The 19,731-nt window shown below is 36.8% G+C and carries 21 protein-coding genes and 1 pseudogene; 10 read left to right on the forward strand and 12 right to left on the reverse strand.

All coding sequences use genetic code 11. The annotated features are described in order from the left end of the window. Window position 1: 1 nt before the first annotated feature. Together MKX83_RS21905 and MKX83_RS21910 are read right to left on the reverse strand one after the other, a co-directional pair. Window positions 2-1,066 (reverse strand): ABC transporter substrate-binding protein, encoded by a 1,065-nt coding sequence (locus tag MKX83_RS21905; protein ID WP_251162487.1) that lies wholly within the window; start codon window positions 1,064-1,066, stop codon window positions 2-4. 171 nt (window positions 1,067-1,237) lie between these two features. Beyond that, the gene (locus MKX83_RS21910) at window positions 1,238-1,960 is read right to left on the reverse strand and encodes a GntR family transcriptional regulator (protein ID WP_224936672.1); all 723 of its coding nucleotides are present in this window, start codon (window positions 1,958-1,960) and stop codon (window positions 1,238-1,240) included. 172 nt (window positions 1,961-2,132) lie between these two features. Between MKX83_RS21910 and MKX83_RS21915 the strand changes: the two genes are divergently transcribed. Further along, complete coding sequence (locus MKX83_RS21915) at window positions 2,133-2,573, forward strand: hypothetical protein (RefSeq protein ID WP_224936673.1); 441 nt, start codon at window positions 2,133-2,135, stop codon at window positions 2,571-2,573. A gap of 337 nt (window positions 2,574-2,910) precedes the next feature. Next, window positions 2,911-3,732, forward strand: coding sequence for a hypothetical protein (locus tag MKX83_RS21920; protein ID WP_341057981.1), 822 nt, complete (start codon window positions 2,911-2,913; stop codon window positions 3,730-3,732). A gap of 44 nt (window positions 3,733-3,776) precedes the next feature. Here the strand turns inward: MKX83_RS21920 and MKX83_RS21925 are convergent, their stop codons facing one another. Further along, window positions 3,777-4,682: a DMT family transporter gene (locus tag MKX83_RS21925; RefSeq protein ID WP_322909786.1), complete on the reverse strand. Its 906-nt coding sequence runs from the start codon at window positions 4,680-4,682 to the stop codon at window positions 3,777-3,779. Between the two features lie 118 nt (window positions 4,683-4,800). Between MKX83_RS21925 and MKX83_RS21930 the strand changes: the two genes are divergently transcribed. Then, window positions 4,801-5,487: an ArsR/SmtB family transcription factor gene (locus tag MKX83_RS21930; RefSeq protein ID WP_341057984.1), complete on the forward strand. Its 687-nt coding sequence runs from the start codon at window positions 4,801-4,803 to the stop codon at window positions 5,485-5,487. A 371-nt stretch (window positions 5,488-5,858) separates the two neighbouring features. On the opposite strand, the gene MKX83_RS21935 is transcribed toward MKX83_RS21930, so the two are convergent. Next, window positions 5,859-6,128 (reverse strand): hypothetical protein, encoded by a 270-nt coding sequence (locus MKX83_RS21935; protein WP_095371670.1) that lies wholly within the window; start codon window positions 6,126-6,128, stop codon window positions 5,859-5,861. 10 nt (window positions 6,129-6,138) lie between these two features. Further along, window positions 6,139-7,500 carry a TRAP transporter large permease subunit gene (locus MKX83_RS21940; RefSeq protein ID WP_233435189.1) on the reverse strand — a complete coding sequence of 454 codons (1,362 nt, stop codon included), beginning with the start codon at window positions 7,498-7,500 and terminating at the stop codon, window positions 6,139-6,141. Window positions 7,501-7,681: 181 nt separating this feature from the next. On the opposite strand from MKX83_RS21940, the gene MKX83_RS21945 reads away from it, so the two are divergent. The 3 genes from MKX83_RS21945 to MKX83_RS21955 all read left to right on the forward strand — a co-directional run bounded on the left by MKX83_RS21945 (window position 7,682) and on the right by MKX83_RS21955 (window position 10,278). After that, a complete protein-coding gene (locus tag MKX83_RS21945) occupies window positions 7,682-8,425 on the forward strand; it encodes a GntR family transcriptional regulator (protein ID WP_341057987.1) in 744 nt (247 codons plus the stop codon). Between the two features lie 129 nt (window positions 8,426-8,554). Next, a complete protein-coding gene (locus tag MKX83_RS21950) occupies window positions 8,555-9,937 on the forward strand; it encodes an acyclic terpene utilization AtuA family protein (protein WP_095371667.1) in 1,383 nt (460 codons plus the stop codon). Window positions 9,938-9,957: 20 nt separating this feature from the next. Next, window positions 9,958-10,278, forward strand: coding sequence for a DUF4387 domain-containing protein (locus MKX83_RS21955; protein WP_095371666.1), 321 nt, complete (start codon window positions 9,958-9,960; stop codon window positions 10,276-10,278). A gap of 401 nt (window positions 10,279-10,679) precedes the next feature. Here the strand turns inward: MKX83_RS21955 and MKX83_RS21960 are convergent. Beyond that, a pseudogene (locus tag MKX83_RS21960) lies at window positions 10,680-11,033 on the reverse strand (GDP-mannose 4,6-dehydratase); the annotation flags it as partial. 256 nt (window positions 11,034-11,289) lie between these two features. Between MKX83_RS21960 and MKX83_RS24705 the strand changes: the two are divergent. The 3 genes from MKX83_RS24705 (at window position 11,290) to MKX83_RS21970 (ending at window position 12,205) form a co-directional block, all read left to right on the forward strand. Next, window positions 11,290-11,433: an oligosaccharide flippase family protein gene (locus MKX83_RS24705; RefSeq protein ID WP_445293172.1), complete on the forward strand. Its 144-nt coding sequence runs from the start codon at window positions 11,290-11,292 to the stop codon at window positions 11,431-11,433. Between the two features lie 247 nt (window positions 11,434-11,680). After that, on the forward strand, window positions 11,681-11,893 hold the full coding sequence (locus MKX83_RS21965; protein WP_307316257.1) for a hypothetical protein: 213 nt from the start codon (window positions 11,681-11,683) through the stop codon (window positions 11,891-11,893). Between the two features lie 57 nt (window positions 11,894-11,950). Next, window positions 11,951-12,205: an SGNH/GDSL hydrolase family protein gene (locus MKX83_RS21970; RefSeq protein WP_328198259.1), complete on the forward strand. Its 255-nt coding sequence runs from the start codon at window positions 11,951-11,953 to the stop codon at window positions 12,203-12,205. Window positions 12,206-12,294: 89 nt separating this feature from the next. On the opposite strand, the gene MKX83_RS21975 is transcribed toward MKX83_RS21970, so the two are convergent. The 6 genes from MKX83_RS21975 to MKX83_RS22000 all read right to left on the reverse strand — a co-directional run bounded on the left by MKX83_RS21975 (window position 12,295) and on the right by MKX83_RS22000 (window position 18,673). Beyond that, window positions 12,295-13,737, reverse strand: a complete 1,443-nt coding sequence (locus MKX83_RS21975) for an SLC13 family permease (protein ID WP_307316261.1) — start codon at window positions 13,735-13,737, stop codon at window positions 12,295-12,297. Next, entirely contained in the window at window positions 13,734-14,912 is a 1,179-nt protein-coding gene (locus MKX83_RS21980) for a glycerate kinase family protein (RefSeq protein WP_341057994.1), read from the reverse strand. Before MKX83_RS21980 ends, MKX83_RS21975 begins: the two co-directional genes overlap by 4 nt. 231 nt (window positions 14,913-15,143) lie before the next feature. Continuing rightward, window positions 15,144-15,683, reverse strand: a complete 540-nt coding sequence (locus tag MKX83_RS21985; protein WP_224936698.1) for a PepSY domain-containing protein — start codon at window positions 15,681-15,683, stop codon at window positions 15,144-15,146. Between the two features lie 97 nt (window positions 15,684-15,780). Further along, window positions 15,781-16,521, reverse strand: coding sequence for a PepSY domain-containing protein (locus MKX83_RS21990; protein ID WP_224936699.1), 741 nt, complete (start codon window positions 16,519-16,521; stop codon window positions 15,781-15,783). A gap of 77 nt (window positions 16,522-16,598) precedes the next feature. Next, window positions 16,599-17,981, reverse strand: coding sequence for a sensor histidine kinase (locus MKX83_RS21995; RefSeq protein WP_224936700.1), 1,383 nt, complete (start codon window positions 17,979-17,981; stop codon window positions 16,599-16,601). Then, window positions 17,978-18,673 (reverse strand): response regulator transcription factor, encoded by a 696-nt coding sequence (locus tag MKX83_RS22000; RefSeq protein WP_251162269.1) that lies wholly within the window; start codon window positions 18,671-18,673, stop codon window positions 17,978-17,980. The genes MKX83_RS21995 and MKX83_RS22000 overlap by 4 nt, the downstream gene beginning before the upstream one ends. A gap of 314 nt (window positions 18,674-18,987) precedes the next feature. Between MKX83_RS22000 and MKX83_RS22005 the strand changes: the two genes are divergently transcribed. After that, window positions 18,988-19,413, forward strand: a complete 426-nt coding sequence (locus MKX83_RS22005) for a hypothetical protein (protein WP_224936702.1) — start codon at window positions 18,988-18,990, stop codon at window positions 19,411-19,413. The last annotated feature ends 318 nt before the right edge of the window (window positions 19,414-19,731 follow it).

Here is a 19,731-nt window from a genome sequence, read left to right on the forward strand (position 1 = left end):
CTTAATGTGATACTTCAATTTCTTTATTCGCACGCTCTGTCCATTCAGCACGCTTACTATTCACTACTTCCCAATCAACTTTAATGAGCTTAGCAATCTCTTCTTCGCCGTACACGACTTTACTTGCTACCTCTTCATCTAACTCAACTTCTTTATTAGCTGGGCCATCGAATAACTCAGCTGCAAATAATTGCTGCGCATCCTCATCTAAAACGAAATTAACAAACTTCTGTGCTAACTCTTGATTTGGGGCATCTTTCACAACACTAACAGTTGCCATTAAGGCTGGCGCCCCTTCTTCCGGGGTAACATATTCAATTGGAAAACCCGAATCTTGTAATGTTAGGACACGACTACTCCCCCAGGCACTTGCTACCGCTTGCCCTTGTAAGAAGTAATTAGAAACATCGGCTGTTTTGTCAAAAGTAATAGTGTTTTGCGCGATTTCTTTCATCTTCTCAAAACCTGGCTCCATGTCTTCTATACTTCCGCCATTGGCAAGTGAAGCCATTAATAATGTGTGAACGCCATAAGTATTCGCAATTGAAGGCAATACTAGCTTGCCTTTATACTTAGGATCAGCTAAATCATTCCATGAAGTTGGGGGTTCCCAGCCATTTTCATCAAAATACTTTTTGTTATATGCAAGACCTGTAGTAATAAATCCAAATCCAACCCCAATATTATCTTTGTCCTTAGCAATATCATATAAATGAGCTAAATTCGTAACGATCTCTTCATCTAAAGGAGCTAATAACCCGAATGATTTTGCTTGTGCCTGTGGTCCATCATCAAGAAAAACAACATCAATTTGTGGATTATCCTTTTGTGCCTGAATTTTGGATAGCGTATCAACAGAGCTACCTGTAATGTAAGTCACTTTCACATTATTTTCCTTTTCAAATTTAGGAATCAACACTTCCTTCATCTTTTGTTCATAGCTACCACCATATGCAGCTAATACAAGTGTCTGTTGTTTCTCCTCACCACTTGACTCAGTCGAACCACCACATCCTGCAACCAAAAGTAACAGTCCAACGATTACGATAACCATCCATTTCTTCATCACTTCCATACCCCCATCATTAGATTGACTTCATTTATAATTAGATTGCCTAATTACCTATAATAGATTTTTAATTTTAAATATTCAGTAATTTAATAATAAAAATATAATAATATGATATTATAACTTTAATAGGGTAAAGGAGAAGAAACAAGCAAACGTCTCTCTCCATTAATTAAAATCAACTTCTGTAAAATAAGTTTCTTTGTCCGGTCTCACATAAAACATTGAGTATTCCACGATTTCCTTTTCCTTAGAGTATGTAAATCGTTCCCACTCAAATACGGCTGTATTCTCAGAAATACCTAATACCTCTGCTTGTTTACCTGTAGCTATATAAGGCTTTATAAAAAGCTTAGCTTTTCCTAAATTGATATGAAACTTATGGCGTAACATGTTGTAAATTAAATCATTATTAATATCTTCACTTGTTATTCCATGACAATGAACATATGGTAAATATGTATATTCCAGTGATATCGGTTCACCATCAACAAGCTTTAAACGTTCAATTCTTACCACCTGATCGCCATGATTCAACTTCATCTTCTCAACCATTTCACTAGAAGCAATCTCTATAGCAAAGTGTAACAACTCATGGGGGTGCGACTCCGATTGGTCAGTTGTTAACGAGATTAATTGATTAATATCTTGTTCTTTTCTTTTTCCTAAAACAAATGTCCCTTTCCCTCGTTGTCTCATCAAAAAGCCTTTATTGACCAGCTCAATAATTGCCCTCTTTACTGTTATCGTACTAATATTAAATAATGTAGCCAACTCCTGTTCAGTGGGCAATTGAAAACCTTCATCCCACTGACCTGAACTTATTTTATACTCCAACACCTGCTCCACTTGGCGATATAATGGGAGATGTGAATCTTTATTAATTTCCATATATGTATACTCCTCAGATTATAATATTATAACTTTATAAATCATAAGTTTAAGCTGACTTGTTTTATTTGTCAATGTTTTCTGATAATTTAACCTTGCAAAATCTCCCTTCACCATGCTAGCTATCTAGGCATACACTATGTTGAAGAAAAATGGAATGGAGAGATTAGGTATGTATCCATATAATTATTATCATGTGTATAGAACACAACCCACTCTTTGGTCACCAGAGGAAGCCATTCAGAATCTTAATCAATTTAAAAATCAATATATTCGAGTGCACATCACCGGGCTTGGATGGGTTGTTGCTCAATTATTAGGTATTAGTACAGGAGTGGTGACGCTAAATGTCTATCGCCCTGGTAGTCATGTGCCAGAATTTATGAGGATTAATCAGGCAGAACTAACTGGGTTAACACCACTAGGATTTACCCCACCACCTGAAGTTACCGGTGGTGCAGGCGGCGGTGGCGGAACACCTGGAGGACCAACCGGACAACCGGGAGGCGGTGCACCTGGCGGCGGTGGCGGGATGCCTAATCCAGGCGGCGGAACACCTGGTGGAAAACCACCTTGGTGTGCATATATGCCGTGGCACCCTTATTGTCAATGAGATGCAAAAAGCGACTATCCCTTTAACATTAAGGGCTGGTCGTGTTTTTTACTTGCCTCCCATTTTTCTCTCCTATTGGGACCTTATTTTCTTTTTGAAGAATCCGTTACTCAGAATATAAAGTGGTTTTCGCTATTACCACCCCGTTTTTAAACTTCTATCCACGAATAACGCATCCTTTGTATAAAATAAATGCTCAAAAGAATACCATCCAAGGAAAATATATGATTTGTATGACTATAATAGAAAAAAATTTTTTATTTGGCGAAGCACAATTGGGTGATTTCATCATAAATTATGAAGACACTATACGGAGATTTGCATGAGGAGGCACAGTATGTATTATTATTACGGTCCATTCGGGCCACAACCTTATTATCAACCTCAGAGCTATAACCATAACGTTCGCGGCTTACCGGGAGGATTTCCTGGCGCTGGCGGCTTTACAGGAGGAGATGGGCCCCCATCAGGAGGTGCACCAAACTTAGATGATTTCATGCCTGGCCAAGGCTCACCAAATAACGGCGGCGGTATGCCAAACTTAGGGGACTTTATGCCCGGACAAAATAATGGTGGTAGTATACCCAATCCAGCTGATTTCCTACCAGGACAAAATGGAAATGGAAGCGGCATGCCAAACTTACAAGAATTATTACCAGGACAAAACGGATCCAACAGTAATGGTGGAGGTTTACCAAACTTACAAGACATCCTCCCTGGACAGGGAGGGTCTGGATCAAATGGCGGTATGCCGAGCTTAGAGGACCTAACCGAACTTATCCCGCAACCGAACGAGTCAAACGGACAAAACGGGCAATCAGAAGGCAATAGTGGGACAAATGGCAACGGACAATCGGGTGAAAACGCTGGTGAGGAAGGATCAACAGCACCTGCCTTACCCGCACCACCATCACACTATACCGTCAACAAATATCACTCTCTACTAAAAAATCCACAAACCGCCAAAAACATTCTACAAAGCAAAGGTTCCGCCTGTGTAAACAAATGGAGCATCATCCAATTAACAGACGGGCAAATACTATTAATGCATATTACAGGGCACGACGCAAACGGGCAAACACAAGGCGTATTTTGGCCATCTGGCCGGTATGGTGCATTTGGTAGTAGTGATATTTCAGGGTATAGTTGCAGAGAATGAGTGAATAAAGGTCGCCTCAGGATGGCGACCTCTTTGTTTATCTATTATCCACTTTTTGTTTTATTTTGTACGAAAGGAGTCTCGCCTACAACTTCTTTTTTGAAGCTATTATTTACCAGATAGATGCCTAATAAAATAAATGAACCCCCAACTAAAAGTGAAAAAGAAATAGGTTCATCAAGCAAGACGTATCCAGTCAAAACACCAAAGAATGGAGCTAAAAATAAATAGGAACTCGTCCTCCCTGGATTGCCTTTTTGTAAAAGGAAATACCAAACCGCAAATTGCACAATAGAGGACATGATACTTAGCCATAACAAAATAAGCACTGAATGCTTCGTCACATGAAAGAATGGTTCTTCAAATACGCTACTAAAAAATAAGAGAATGCCGCCACCAAACAACATCTGATAAGCAGAAAGCACCCATGTATCGAAACGCTCACTCCAGCGATTAACTAATAAAGTAGAAATAGCCCAAAAAACAGCAGAAAAAGCGCCAAACACTAGACCAATCCTAAAATCATTAATGCCCCCTAATGTAATTCCTACGCCTACGAAACCTAAGACAACACCACTCCACTGATACCATTTATAACGGTGACCCAATAAAATAGTGCCAAAAATGATGACTAATAGCGGGTTCATAAAAGTTAAAATAGAAGATTCACTTGCTGTTATCGTTCTTAAACTGATAAATATGCATCCCATCACCCCAGCTGTTTGAAAAGAACCTATTAATAGCACTCTCCCCCAATTTTTCATGCTACTAGGGTGCTCCCTCTTCTGTATCAACACAATCACCATCATGATTAAACCAGCTAGAAAAAAACGTAAACCTGCCAATAACAAAGGGGATGAGTAACCTAGCCCTATTTTCCCTATCGCAAAAGACGAACCCATTAGTGCTGTAGTCAACATAATTAAAGTAAAAAAGTTGAATTTCTTCATGTATACTATCCTCCCAATAAATACTCCCACCTACCTTGTAAATAGGTTTTCTTCGTATTATTATAAAACCTATATCATACGATAATTATCGAAGTATGGATTACAGAGGTGTAAAAAAATGAGTATACATCCGAATCTTACGGCACTAACAGCGCTACTTGCTGAAAAATCTAGAGCCACTATACTGGCAGCTTTAATGGATGGAAAATTCCATACAGCAAGCGAACTAGCTTATATGGCCACCATTAAACCCCAGACAGCCAGCTTTCATCTTGCCAAACTAGTAGAAAACAATCTCGTAATCAGTGAAAAAAATGGCCGATTTCGCTATTTCCGCTTAGCAAACGAGGAAGTGGCCAACATACTAGAAATATTTATGTCCATCTCCCCTCCACCTGAAGTTCGCTCTTTAAAACAATCAAGCCAACTAAAAAGATTAGAAAACGCCCGAACTTGTTACGACCATTTAGCCGGACGTCTGAGTGTGAATTTAACCAATATCATGCAAGAAGAAGGATATATTGAGAAATCCAATAAGAGGTTCATCATAACAACAAAAGGCGAGCACTTTTTCAAAGAATTAGGAATAGATTTAATTGCTCTATCTAGAAAACGCCGCTCCTTCTGCCATGCTTGTCTGGACTGGAGTGAACGTACACACCATTTAGGCGGCGCTTTAGGGAATGGTCTATTTGAAAGATATATCGAATTGGGGTGGTTAGAATCTAGAGAAAACTCGAGGGAAATTGTTATAACTAGCGAGGGAAAATCTGGCTTTAAAGAATTTTTTGGACTATCAATATGACTTCTTTTCAAGTACTATTTCTCATATTATGTTCTAAATAGACAATAACTTCTAAACAAATTACGACATCATTAATCATTTCTCGGGAAATAAGGAAAAAATTTGTCAAATACAGCTCCCATTTTATATAACTAATCACTTATACAACTAAGCGCAGCTTCAGCAATAAAAAAAGTGATAGTTGTAAAGAGAATTACGGTAAACATCTAAACATCACAATACCAGTTGCGGAGAATAAAATGAAAGAGGCTGCTGGTTGGCAGCCTCTTGTAAAATATTATTGAACGTTCCTTTCCTACTATACTATCAAGGTAAGAAAGACAAAATCTCATATGGTTTGTTGGCTCTGCTTATAGGCTTCATATCAAACCTTACATATATAACTTTTCCTCCTCCTTCTTCCCCTCACTCTTCATCGTTAATGAGTGTTCTTTTCGTATATATATATCAATAATGCCGAACAATACTGCAATCGCCGCTAACTTAATGCACCAATTCATAACTTCACCAGCAAAACTGGCTATTAATTCTCCCTGATTCCCACCCATAACAATAGCTATTAGAAAAAGGATTGCCACAATGAACCCCAAAGTTAATGTAATCAATGCAATCATTCCATATATCTTTTTAAATAGACTCATATCAACACCCCTATAACCCTAAGATTGGTAGTATGCCAGTTAGTAAGATCATACACAATATTAAATGAAGAATAACCCATATTACTGAGAGTTTGACCGTTTTTGTAAAATCAGAGTTTGCTATCCCCATCGCCACATACATGCCTAATGCGAGTGGAGGAGTCATTCCCTCAAGCGCACCTGTCATAGCTGGTAATAATGCTGCAAATAGAATAGGGTCGCCTCCAAGTGCACTGGCGGCTGCAATTACGGCACCACCAAGAATAGCTACTTGCGCAGTTCCAGGTAACACCATTCCAAGAACCATAAAGAATATTGGAATAATAATAATAAGGAGCGTAATGTTTAAACCTAATGAGACAAACCATTCTTCAATTGCTTTTTCTGCACCAATTCCAGAGAAAGCCTGTGAAGTAGCATAAGCAAAATAAATGGTAACCGCAATAGGTACTACTTGTTGAAGTGAGCCTGAAAAAGTTGAAAACATTTTTGATAGAAATTCTTTTCTTTTAGCAAACGACTTTCTACCGATAAAAACAGCATAAGCTCCAGCTAAACCAGGGGTAAACATTAATACGGAACTAGAATAGGCCCCACTACCACTTTCCCCAATTCTACCTAATAACCAATCTTTTGCCTGTGCATCTAAGAAAAGGGGGAGGAATATGATGATTGGAATAAATAAAGTAGCCCAACCTGACTTTAAACTTTTACTGAATGAAGGAATTTCTGTAGCAGGAATCGGCTGTACTTTATAAACGCGACAAAGCACATACAACGTTAACCATCTTTGGACGAAGAACCAAACACCAATACTATATGCTGCCACCATCCATCCACTTAATGTGATACTACCAGGCGAAACTTTTTCAAGCACACCATATGTCAATACAATAATTCCAGCTGGAGGGATAATATTACCTAACATACTTGCTGACATCTCTGTTGTTGCTGCAAAATGCGGAGGAAACCCTGTCCTTTTCATCATTGGAATCGTAAACACACCGGTTGTTGCAACATTACCTGGACCTGTCCCCGACAATGATGCCATAAATGTACTCCCTAATAAGGCAACATAGCCTGCTCCTCCTCTAAATCTCCCAACTAAGGAAATCATAATCTGCACAATTCTATTAACAACATTTGTTGCATCGAAAAGTACAGCAATAACCATAAAGGCAAAAATCACATAAAATAAACTACTTGTGGAAGGGTACAATAAATACTCTAAAAACTTATTCCACTGTCCTGTAATCGCAATGATAAAAACAAAGGTAAGAGCCATTATTTCATACATAGGTCGCTTGAAAACAACGAAAAATACAGCTACAAAGACTAATAATGCTAATAGTATCCATAAAGCAGCAGGCATTAACATCCCTCTCTCCCCAATTTGTCATAAGTGGTTATATCAATTTATTTGATATTATAGCAGGTATTTTCAATTTTTCAACAAGTATTCAGAAGTTTCTAAATCTTATTAAAATATGGTAGTTATTTCCCTTTAGATGTTATAATCACATAAACTAAGTTGGATCAGGAAGGTGTTAAAAATGCTTAATCGTCATAGTTCTACACCACTCTACGAACAAGTTGCACAGCTTATTCAGGAAAAAGTAAATGAAGAAACTTGGCAGGCCGGTAAAAAACTCCCTTCCGAAAGGGAACTTTGCGAACTTTTTGCTGTAAGCCGCATTACCATTCGTCAAGCTATTAAACAATTGGAAGACCAAGGTATTCTTTATAGAACACATGGAGTGGGCACTTTTATTTCACGAAAAACCAAGTTACAACAACCTTTAGAGCAAATCAATAGTTTTCAACAAATGTTAGAGCAACAAGGGGTTATTGCTTCAACCAAAATATTAGCAAACAAACAAGTACTCAGTTCTGTCCAAATGGCTAAAATACTTAATCTTCAACCGACCGATTATGTAAGTAATCTTCAACTCATCGGATACGGTGATGAGCAACCAATGGTCTATTATAATAGTTATTTTTCTATACCTGTCGGTCAAACCATCATGCCAAATGCACAAGCAATGGAAACACAAGGTAAACCTTTTTCAACATTGGATCTCTATCAGTTAACAAATACATATCAGCCGACTCACTTAGAACAAACATTTGAAGCTCATACAGCAAATAAGGAACTTGCAACTACAATGCAAATTGAAGAAGGTTGGCCCATTTTCCAAGTAACTTCTATCATGTATAAAGATGCTTATCCTTTAGAATATAGGGAAGCCTACTATCGCGGTGACCAATATCGCTTTTTTATAAAAAGAAAACTGTGAAACCTCCCTAGCCAACTTTTTTGTTGGCTTTTTTTATTTGTTGATTATATTCTGAATTGACAAATAATTTTATCAGTGTATTATATTGTATTAAGTGGTTATAACAATTTTGCTCAAGGAGGAATTTTTATGACAAAAGAACAATTAAGAATTGTTAGTCCAAATGGACATTTAGGATTTGCCCCAACAAAAGAGGAGAGCTTTCATATTGCAGCTGCTACAAAACCTGATTATTATTGTTGCGATTCAGGAAGCGACGATATTGGAGCTGCAGCTTTAGGTGCAGACCGGTCAGTAAGTATGTACCAATGGCAAAAGCATGATCTTGAACTAATGTTGCTCGCCTCACGTGAACAAAATGTACCAATGATTGTCGGTTCTGCGGGTGATTGCGGTACGAAAAGCAGAGTAGATTTATATGTAGAGATCATAAAGGATTTAGCTAAGGAACATCAACTTCCACCTTTCAAGATTGCCTACTTCTACTCTGATGTAGACACAGTATATTTAGCTGACAGAATCAAAGAAGGTACTAGAATTGAAGGTTTAGATAATCGAGAGGATTTAACAAAAGTAGATGTTGAAAAGACAACTAGGGCGGTAGCGGTAGCAGGCATCCACCCTTATGTAAAGGCTTTAGAAATGGGGGCAGATGTTATTATTGGTGGTCGCTCAAGCGATTGCGCTGTTTTCGCAGCGCCAGCTATTTTTGAAGGATTCCCAGAGGAACATGCCTATTATTTAGGTAAAGTTCTCGAATGTGCATCATTTTGTGCAGAACCTTACGGGGCTAAAGAAAGTGTAATTGGTACGATTACACATAATGATGTAAAGGTCACTGCAATGGCACCGCATCAAAAATGTACCATTGCTAGCGTTGCGGGCCATGCAATGTATGAGAGGTCCAATCCTTATTTTGAATACTTTGCCGGGGGTATGCTTGACATGACCCATTGCAAGTACGAACAATATGATGAAAAGACAACAAGAATTACAGGACAAAAATATATACCTATTCAGGGAGACACAAAAATAAAAATAGAAGGCTCTGGTAAAGTCGGTGAAAAATATATTGGCATAGCAGGAGTTCGTGATCCCTATACCATTCAACATATTGATAAAGTCATACAGTTAAGCAAAGAACAAGTAAAAGAAGAATTCCCAACTACAAACTATCATCTGAACTACCGTATATTCGGCAAAAATGGGGTGATGGGTGAAATGGAACCTATTCGAGATATTCAATCACATGAACTCGGCATTGTAGTCGAAGGGATCGCAGACACAAAAGAACTAGCCGAAGCGATCACACTCATGGGCACAAGACAAATCTTCTACGCACGCTTACCAGAAGTAAAGGGAACGGCTGGTACAGCTGCATTTATTGTAGACGAGGTCCTTCCTTCCACCGCTTCTTATTCATGGACCATTAATCATACGTTACCAGTTAAAGACCCTATGTCCCTTTTCGAACTAAACATTGAAACAATCCAAGAAACCATTAAAGTGTAATGAGGAGGAGTGAGTATAACATGAACACAAAACCCTTAGCTGAATTAGCCAAGACCATTCGAAGTAAAAACGCAGGAACCGATCGCATCACATTTGACATTATTTTTCGAGAACAAGAAAACTATGATTTAGTCAAAAAAAGCGGTGTCATAAACAAAGAAAGCATTGCCGCACTCTTCCATATCAACAAAGATCGCATCACTGATTTAGTAGAGTTTGACCCTGCCTACGCCATTAAATTTACAATCAGCAGAACCGCCCCGAGTGGTAGTCCAGGTGAAGGAGATATATTTGGGTGTCAGCAGTATCCTCCTTTGTTGGGGGTGGAGGTACCGGTGTAATTATACAGTCTTATATATAACTCCAAACTTAATTTCACAGGGATATAAGGTTCTGTAGGAGCTATTGTTGCAAACAAGGGGAAAGAAATATGGCATATTAAATTTCTTTATACCAGAGATGTTAGTAAGTAGCCAACTGTAATGAGAAGACAATAGTTACTTCTAAGTTTGGAAAGGCTTGCTGTATATAATAAACCAATTACAAAATAACTCGATAGTTATGTAAACGTGTATTAATAGAGCAATTCATTCAAATTAAACGGTTCATTTAGACATTGAGGCGAATATCATTTTTCACAGGGAAGTGATAATGAGGATTGCATTTTCAGAAAACAGTAAACAACACAATTAAGCCCGCCGAGCCATTAAGGCTAGCGGGTAATTTTTATTTACATAGATATTTATTTGCTTAAATAACCATTGGGGTGAGTCTTATGCCAATTCCATGCATCAGAGATAATTTTTTCTAATGAATTAAATTGTGGTTTCCATCCTAATACCTTTCTTGCTTTTGCCGATGAAGCAATTAGTACAGCTGGATCTCCCGCTCTTCTCTCTTTTACTTCCGCAGGAATCGGATGATTTGTGACCTTTCTTGCTACCTCAATTACTTCTTTAACTGAGTAGCCACTACCATTACCTAGATTAAAAATATCACTTGTATTATCTTTTCTTAAATATTCTAAAGCTAAATAGTGAGCAGATGCTAAATCCATTACATGAATATAATCTCTGATACAAGTACCATCCTCTGTAAGAATATAAATTAGATATAATTTCTTGTGTTACATTATGAAAAATTACATGCTTAACGTCTAAATCTTCTATCTCCAAAAAAACTGTTTAAATGAACCCTCTTGTTCTTAATCTCTCCTTTTGTCGCATCCTTTTACCAAGAGCCAAAGATTCAAGAATTAATTTATTGGTTTCCGGATCATGATTTACTCCTATTTTCCACTAATCGTAGGATATTAGGACCATCAGCTTTAGGTTTAATGGGTAGGATCATGATTGTTTATAGTTGTTTCACAAGCATTTGCTGATATGGGAATGTCTAATGCAATAATTCATAGACAAAGTATCACTAAAAAGCAGCTATCAAGTTTTTATTGCCCAAATATTTTTGCTGGCTTAGTTATTTATTATATTATTTGAGGAGGAAGTCATGGTTGTATTCAGAACAAGGCGAGAGGCTATTAAAATGTATCCCCTTGTAAAGGAATTAAAATCACGAGAAAATTTGGATACTGTTGTTTGCGTTACAGGTCAACATAGAGAAATGTTAGATACCTCTTCCAGTAAATTTTTCATCTTTTCAAAATATTTATAGTCAAATCAAATAACGTAAGCTTTCTACTATACCAAGTAGGCAAAAGAACTCTAAACTACTTTAATAAAAACCTTGATTTGGATCACCATCAACGATATCGAGGAAGATAAAAGTTGGACAAATCAATTAGAACAAGAAATAAATCAAGCCTATCAAAAGACAATAACAGTCGAGATTGTTCCTTTTGATGGTATTTCAGGTGAATTTGATATCGCAGATGTAAGCAAATTTGGACCTGACCTTGTCTTATTAAAACCCTTCTTAAAGAGGGATAATGATTGGTAAGAGGATGTAGAAGCACCGATACATCACATTGAGAAGTGGCTAGAAGCTTTAGAAAAAGTGAACCCTGCAACCACTGTCATATTTCAGCCAGCTAACCCATTTTATTTACCACAAAAATATAACGAGCAAGTCAAGGCACTTAAAGCTTTTGCTGAGGAAAATCATTTAACATATCTCGACCATTGGCAAGCTTGGCCAGATACTAATGATCCATTCATACGAGAGTACTTGGAGGAAGATTACTACCCGAATGAACAAGGTCATCATCTATGGGTAGAATATTTACGAGAATATTTTATAGCAGAAGAGTGATTAAAACTGCACATACATCTCACGCTCAATGATTATAGCTTTACTAATATAATGCAAAAGGAGCCGAATAAAGGCTCCTTTTTTTACACTTATAACCCTGTCCAGTTCCAATAAGTAAAGTAAAACAAAATCATCAATATAAAATAAATCGGCATTAAGAACATATTTAACTTTAATAAAATATTGGCACGATAACTCATCGTGTCATGCTCATAGTATACTAATAATGCCTTCGAACTGACCGGGAAAGTTAAGCAATAGTTCATCCCTACTAAGCTTAAAAAGAGCATGGAGGATGGCTCTAAATTAAGTGTCATACTAAGCATTAATATACCTGGTACCATTACTACCGCCCTTGTCGTATGTGAGGTAATGTAGATGTGACTGGTTATAGCGATGAGGATAATAAGAATCACAAGTCCCCATGCAGGGATAGGGGGAAAAGCTCCTATTAACTGAAATACCCCCTGCTCTATCCAGCTTACCGCACCTGTTTCCACCAGGTTCTTACCTAATGCTGTTGCAGCAGCGACAAATAAAATCAAATTCCACGATACAGCCTGTAAACCCTTCTTCCAGGTAATGACGCCATACTTAGGCAGCATAAAAATAAAGGCACCTACAATTGTAATCAAACCTATTTCATATCCATGAAGTGCTTCTGTTAGCCACAACAAAATCAAGACAGTTAAAAGAATAAGGGTTTGCTTCTCCTTTTTGGAAACAGGCTTTACTTCATATATATTGTTGATATTGTTCGCGTCAAATGGGGCTGCAGTTAATTCCTTTGAAAAAAATAATTTAAAAACAAAATATGTGATGAAACTGATGATCAAGGTAAAAGGGAGCCCCCATATCAACCAATTTATATAAGAGATACTATCTCCTGTGGTCTTCTCTAATATTTCAATCCCGATTAAATGTGAACCCGCTCCTAATAAAGTTGAAGAGGTTGTCATTAAAATAATGACTGGTACGAACAATGCAATGATTTCTCTTTGTTGCTTATTCTTAACAAGATTCGCTATTTCTCTTACAATTGGCAACATGAGTACCGCCCTGCCGGAAGTGGAAGGAATAAAGATAGCCAATGGAAACAGAGACAACATCAAATACAATAATAGTTGGTTTGTGTTTTTAGCTTTATGAATAATCACTCGTGTCATTCGAAGAGATAGACCAGAAGAACTAAATGCTTCTCCAATAATAAAAGCACCAATCATCAACCAAATGATCTCCGAAGAAAAGGACGAATAGAGCACATCTGTATTTGCCCCATTTAATAAAATGAGTAATAGTAATGCACCTAAAGCCACATAAGCGGCAGGAAGTTTTGTACATACCCATAAAGCTAGTGTAATAATGAAAACAATCATAGAAACCTTTGCATCATAAGCTATATTGTCTGTAAAAACAATAAATGAACACACAAATGAGAGAAGAATGACGATGATTTGTGTTACATTTGGCAGCTTAGTTAAGTATGTTTTAGTAGATTGTTGCTTGTTTTCTAGTAAACGATTAGATTTCATATGATACCTTTGCCCAATTTCCTTTCAGCAATACGATAGCCAACCTGAATTTGACGTACAGCTGCCTCTGCACAATCAGCAATTAAATTTGCTGCGTCTTCCATCGCCTTTTCTAATGAAGTTGGCTTCTGAATAATGCTCATATAAGCATCAATCCCACTTGTATAGTTTACCCATGCATCCTTTCCAATGGACCCAGTAATTGCAATCACCGGTATGCCCAATTGTTTTGCTAATCTAGCAACTTCCGCAGGAATCTTCCCGTTTGGAGTCTGTCTATCTATACACCCTTCCGCTGTTAATACAAGGTCAGCACCTTCTAGATGTTCTTCAATTTGAATATATTTCATAATAATTTCATAACGCGGAAATAGTTTTGCACCTGCAAATGCCACTAAACCTGCCCCTAACCCCCCAGATGCGCCACTACCTGGTAGCGTTTTCACATCATGCCCCGTAGCCTTCTCTATTAAATTAGCAAAGTGCGATAAACCATTAGCCAATATCTCTACCTCTAGTAAGGAAGCTCCTTTTTGGGGTGCAAATACGTGCGCCACCCCCTTTGGACCACAAAGTACATTATGCCAATTACACGCGACATGCATTTGCACTTGAGATAATCTTGGGTCTATATTGGTTAAATCCATATATGCAATATCACTTAAGCAGCCCCCTCCCGTTATTTCTATTGGTTGATGATTTTGAGAATAAAATTTAGCGCCCAACGCTTGTGCCATACCCGCTCCACCATCGGATGTACCCGAATCACCACAGCCAAATAAAATATGAGTCGCTCCTGAATCTAAGGCAGCTAAAATTAATTCTCCTACACCATAAGTATGAGTATTTAAAGGGTTACGTTTGTGAAGAGGAACCATTCTAAGCCCAGCAATAGCGGCCATTTCAATTACGGCTGTTTTTACGTTGTTTTCCTCATACAACCCAAAGTATGTCTGTACTTTTTCACCTACAGGATTTGTGGCGTCAATAAATTTAAGTTCACCTTTCTTAATTTTAATAATTGTTTTGACAAAACCTTCTCCACCATCAACCATGGGAATAACATGTGTATCCACAGCGGAATCAAAACGCCTGATCCCTTTATCAATCGCACTCGCTACTTCCTCAGCTTCCAAACACTCCTTAAAACCAGATGGGATAATCACTATTTTCATTTTACTGCCTCCAAGTCATTTTTTTTTAGGAAAATGAGCCATTTCCATTTAAATCCGTCACTTCTAAGCTTTTTCACTTTCCTTGTTATCTTCTATACTAGTTTTTGAAGATGAGAACTCTATGTAAGAACCATGATAGTTAGATTAGAAATCAATAAGAATGAACCCAAATAATCAACCGAAATAAAAAAGACATGTAAATGGTTCTCACCAAATACATGCCAGGCCTCATTAATCCAAATCTTTTTTTATTATCTCTCCAGTTTTTGCATTCATCTCTATTTCCACTTCGCCTTTTTTGGAATCAGCTTCAATTTCATAAACAATGAGACCATCTTCTTCATCCAGTTCAATTTCATTCACTTTACCGTTAGAAGCCTTTTCTGCAATTGCTATCGCATCTTTTTCTTGTATGATCCGTTGCTTGATTAATTGCTTATCATCATCGTTAGCGTCGTCTCTATCTCTTTCGATATCATCATCTTCATTATCTTGATCCCTTTGGATAGAATCACCTGAAGAGGCATCTACTTTTACGTCCTGTACATCATCGTTATCGTCATCGTATCCCCTATCGTCAGATTGATTCTCCCCATCATCTTGTTTACTGATGGCAATGACATCCGCCTCTCCGGCCTGAGATACTTTTTCATCTAATTCTGTATTGATAGAAGTAGCATTTGTTTCATCATTATTTGTAGCCCCAACAGCAACCGCTCCACCCATAATTACACCAGTTATGATTAAACCAACAAAAATTTTATTTTTCATGATTAATATCCTCCTTTAATCTTCTGATTACTTATAATATAATCGCGTAAGATTAAGGAATGAGGTGAGTAACATTAGAATTTGCTAAAAAGTAAGATTAATCATCAAATGAAATAGTAGCTTTCCCTGTTAAAGTATGAACTTGTACGGTTGCCTCATTATCATCATCTGTTTCAATTTCAATGAGATAATAAGTTTGGCCTCCAATATTTTCAATTTCGATATCATCATCGACTGCCCCTTTTACATGTTCCAACGCGATTTTAATTGCTTCATCTTTAGAAATAGCCACTGGACGATCTTCTTCTTTTTGTTTGCCTTCTTCCGGGTTTTCTTCTTTAGGTTTTTCAGCTTTATCTTTTGAAACAATTGAACCTGTTACTGCATCTACTTTAACAATATACTCCTCTTTATTCTCCAGAACTTTAGCTACATAAACATCTTTCTGATTTTCGGTTTTTTTACTAATAGATAAAATATCATCGCTTGACAGTAATAAGATACTTTCTATTTCCTTTTCATTCTTTATCGTTTTATTACGATCATCACCGCCACTTGAGTTATCTCCGAGTTTCTTTAAAGATATTATATCTCCATTTTCTGCATTTAAAGAAACTTCATATATTCCGCTTTCTCTCGTCATTTTTATGTGATAAGCACTTTGTTGTAATTCGATATTTGTTACTTTGCTGCCTTTATACCTTTCCTCAATTAAGGAAAGGGCGTCATCTTTAGTAATTGTTTTCGCAGAAGTAGTTACTCCTTGCCATGTAACAATAATAATAAAGGTTGCGATGACAACTAACCCAAGAGTAATCCATAACCCTTTTCTTCTCATTATTATCCTCCATTCTATATCCCTTTCCTTTATTATCTAATAAAAAAATTAAAAGAAAATGAGAAAGCACTGATCGATTAATTAATTTTTGTTTTCCTATGTTCGTTATTAAACACCATAGTAACCGTTGTTCCTAGATTTTCAACACTTTGTAATTTTATCTCAATGGCTAAAGCGTCGGCAATTTCCTTCGCTAAAGAAAGTCCAAGTCCGACTCCTCCTGTTTTTCTGGACCTTGCTTTATCAATACGGTAAAAACGTTCAAATATTTTGGGAAGCTCATTCTCATCTATACCTATTCCACGGTCAGAAACATGAATAAGTATTTCTTCGTTACTATTCTCACTCAAAGTGATTGTAATTTCATCATTACTATACTTTCTTGCGTTATCAAGGAATATAAAAAGTAATTGCTTTAACTTTTGTTCATCTGAGTAAATGGACGCATTGCCATCAATTTCACTTTCAAAAATAATCCTTCGATTGTAGCCGTTCTGGAAAGCTTTTGCTGAATCTACCAAAAAGTCGCTTAGGCTAATTTTGGTTGTTTCTATATTCCATTGTTGATTATGTTGTGCTAGGAGTAATAGTTGTTCTGTCAAATTTTTCATTCTAATGGCTTCAGAATGTATCGCTTCAATTGATTCTTTAAAAAGTTCCTCATCATGCAATCCTCGTCTTTTTAAAAGACTGGTATAGCTTTCAATTACAGTTAGTGGTGTTTTTAGTTCATGGGAAGCACTTGAAGCAAATTGTTTTTGCTTATCAAAGTTGACTTCGAGTAAATCAATCATATGATTAAAAGTCGTACCCATTTCATGCAATTCGTCATTGGAATCTTTATTTAATGGCAGCCGTTTAAATTTCCCACTTTCTCTAATTTCACTCATCGTCTTAATCATTGAAGTAATCGGCGCAATAATAAGGTTGCCTAATAACCTACTAGAAATAATAACTGGAATCATTGCAACTAAGGTTACAATGATTAAAACCAACCGTAATACTTTTAAATTTTCTGTCGTTCTTACAATGCTTTTGGCGATTTGCAGGTTAGCTATTTCACCATTGCTCAAAATAATCGGAATCGAACCAAAAGTATATGAGGTTTCACCCTCTTTAATCTCGACATTTAATGAGGAACTAAATGATTTCTCTATGTTATGAGCCTCTTTATTAAAAGAAGGATCCACAAATGTACTAGCTGCTTTTTGGCTATCCTCATAAACGATACGAACCATACCGTCGATAGGAATATAAGCCCGAAGTAACGTGTCCATTGGTACCGTGGCAAGTGACTGATCGATTTCAGCAGCATTTCTTTCCAATTCCAGTTTCCCACGGTCAAGTTCACTATTCATCATCATATTGCTAAACAGCAAATAAATAGAGATATTCATGACGATTAGTAATATGATGAACAAGATAGAAGTATATAGATTGATTTTGTTTTTTAACTTCATTTCATCTCCCTTATTACATAACCTACACCTCGTACCGTATGGATAAGCGCAGGGAGATTTTCAACGTCAATTTTCTTCCTTATATAACGAATATAAACATCAACAACATTTGTATCACCAATAAAATCATATCCCCAGACTGCTTCAACAATTTGATCACGATTCAGTACTTGTCGTTTATTTACCAATAAATAAACAAGCAAATCAAACTCCCTCGGTGTCAATTCAATAGATGTATCCCCACGAAAAACTTCTCTTGTTTTCTCATTCACTTTTAAATTAGCAATCGTAAGCACATCTTCTTCATTTTCTACTTCCTCAGTGACTTTATTTCGGAATGCCACACGGACTCTGGCCAGCAACTCTTCTATTTGAAAAGGCTTTGTTATATAATCATTCGCACCTAAATCTAATCCAGAGACTTTGTCTTCAACTGAGCTTTTCGCAGTTAAAAGAATGACCGGTGTATGGTTATCATTAGCCCTAATTCTTCTTAACAACTCTATTCCGCTAATACCCGGAAGCATAATATCTAATAATACGAGATCCCATATTTTGCTTTTATAAGTATGGAATCCTTCTAACCCATCAAGCGCTTTTGTCACTTTATATCCTTCATATTCCAGCTCTAATTCTAATAACCGTGCAATTTTTTCTTCATCTTCAATGACGAGAATTGATTTTTTGTCCATTAAATACCCACCCTTTACAATCCACTTTATGATTGATTGTAGATTCTTTTTATTAAGATTCTATTACTTTATGAATATATTTATATTAATACCTTTCAACCCCAGTTTCTGTTAAAAATCGTGTTTATTAAACGGCCAAATGGCTCATTTCTCATCATTTTTTAAAAGAGGCAATTAAATATGAGCTTTCTTTTTTGAAAGGACTTATCTAGTACAATCGTTTGTTTTTGAATTGAGACTTTTATTGGATGAATTTAACCGGAGCATTTGTTATGGTTAATTAAAATTATATTTACAGGAGATGAAATTGCATCATGTATAAATGGCAACTTGCACTAATTACTGGGATACTGCTCCTCTCTGCTTGTAACAGTAATTCCGTTGAGGAATCGGACATGAATAAAGAGAAGACCCACGAAGTGTCTCAATCATCTGATGAAAAAGAGGCAAACTCAAACTCAGGTAACCATTCAGTCCCTGTACAAAACATAGCAAATGATAAGATTTCTAACGAAAAGGATTTGTCTTCATTACCAGAATACGGCAAAATTATAGAACTAATCGGTGATCAAGATTATCTCTTCACAAAAGAATCAGATACTGGAAGTAAACGCGTGTTTATTATTGAGCAAAATGGTGAAAAACAATATAAAACTATCTTCATCAAGAAAACAAATCGACTTAAAGTGATAAAAATTCACGGTAATGGCGGAGAAGTTTTCAATCAAATATTACCATAAAAAGAATGACAGAAAAGACACTAATAGCAGGTGGAAGTAATGAAAGTCGACTGGACCCTTTGAGGTTATTCTTTAAGTATTTATACATTTCTATGGCATGAAAGAAGTTTAAGGAAATTCGCGCCATGATTTCCTATCCGATTCAAACCAATTGTTTCTAGGTAACTTGCACATCTTCATACCTGTTGTTCGCATTTTGGCTTTGCCCATACCTTTTCCCAAAAGGTATAGGTATAACTTATGCTCATGTGTTTGGTTGTAAAGAGGCTAGAGCAAAACAAACACAATAGAAACTAATTTTCCTCACATTGTTCGCCG

This window comes from Cytobacillus sp. FSL M8-0252 (assembly GCF_038007345.1).
Taxonomy (GTDB): domain Bacteria; phylum Bacillota; class Bacilli; order Bacillales; family Cytobacillaceae; genus Cytobacillus; species Cytobacillus kochii.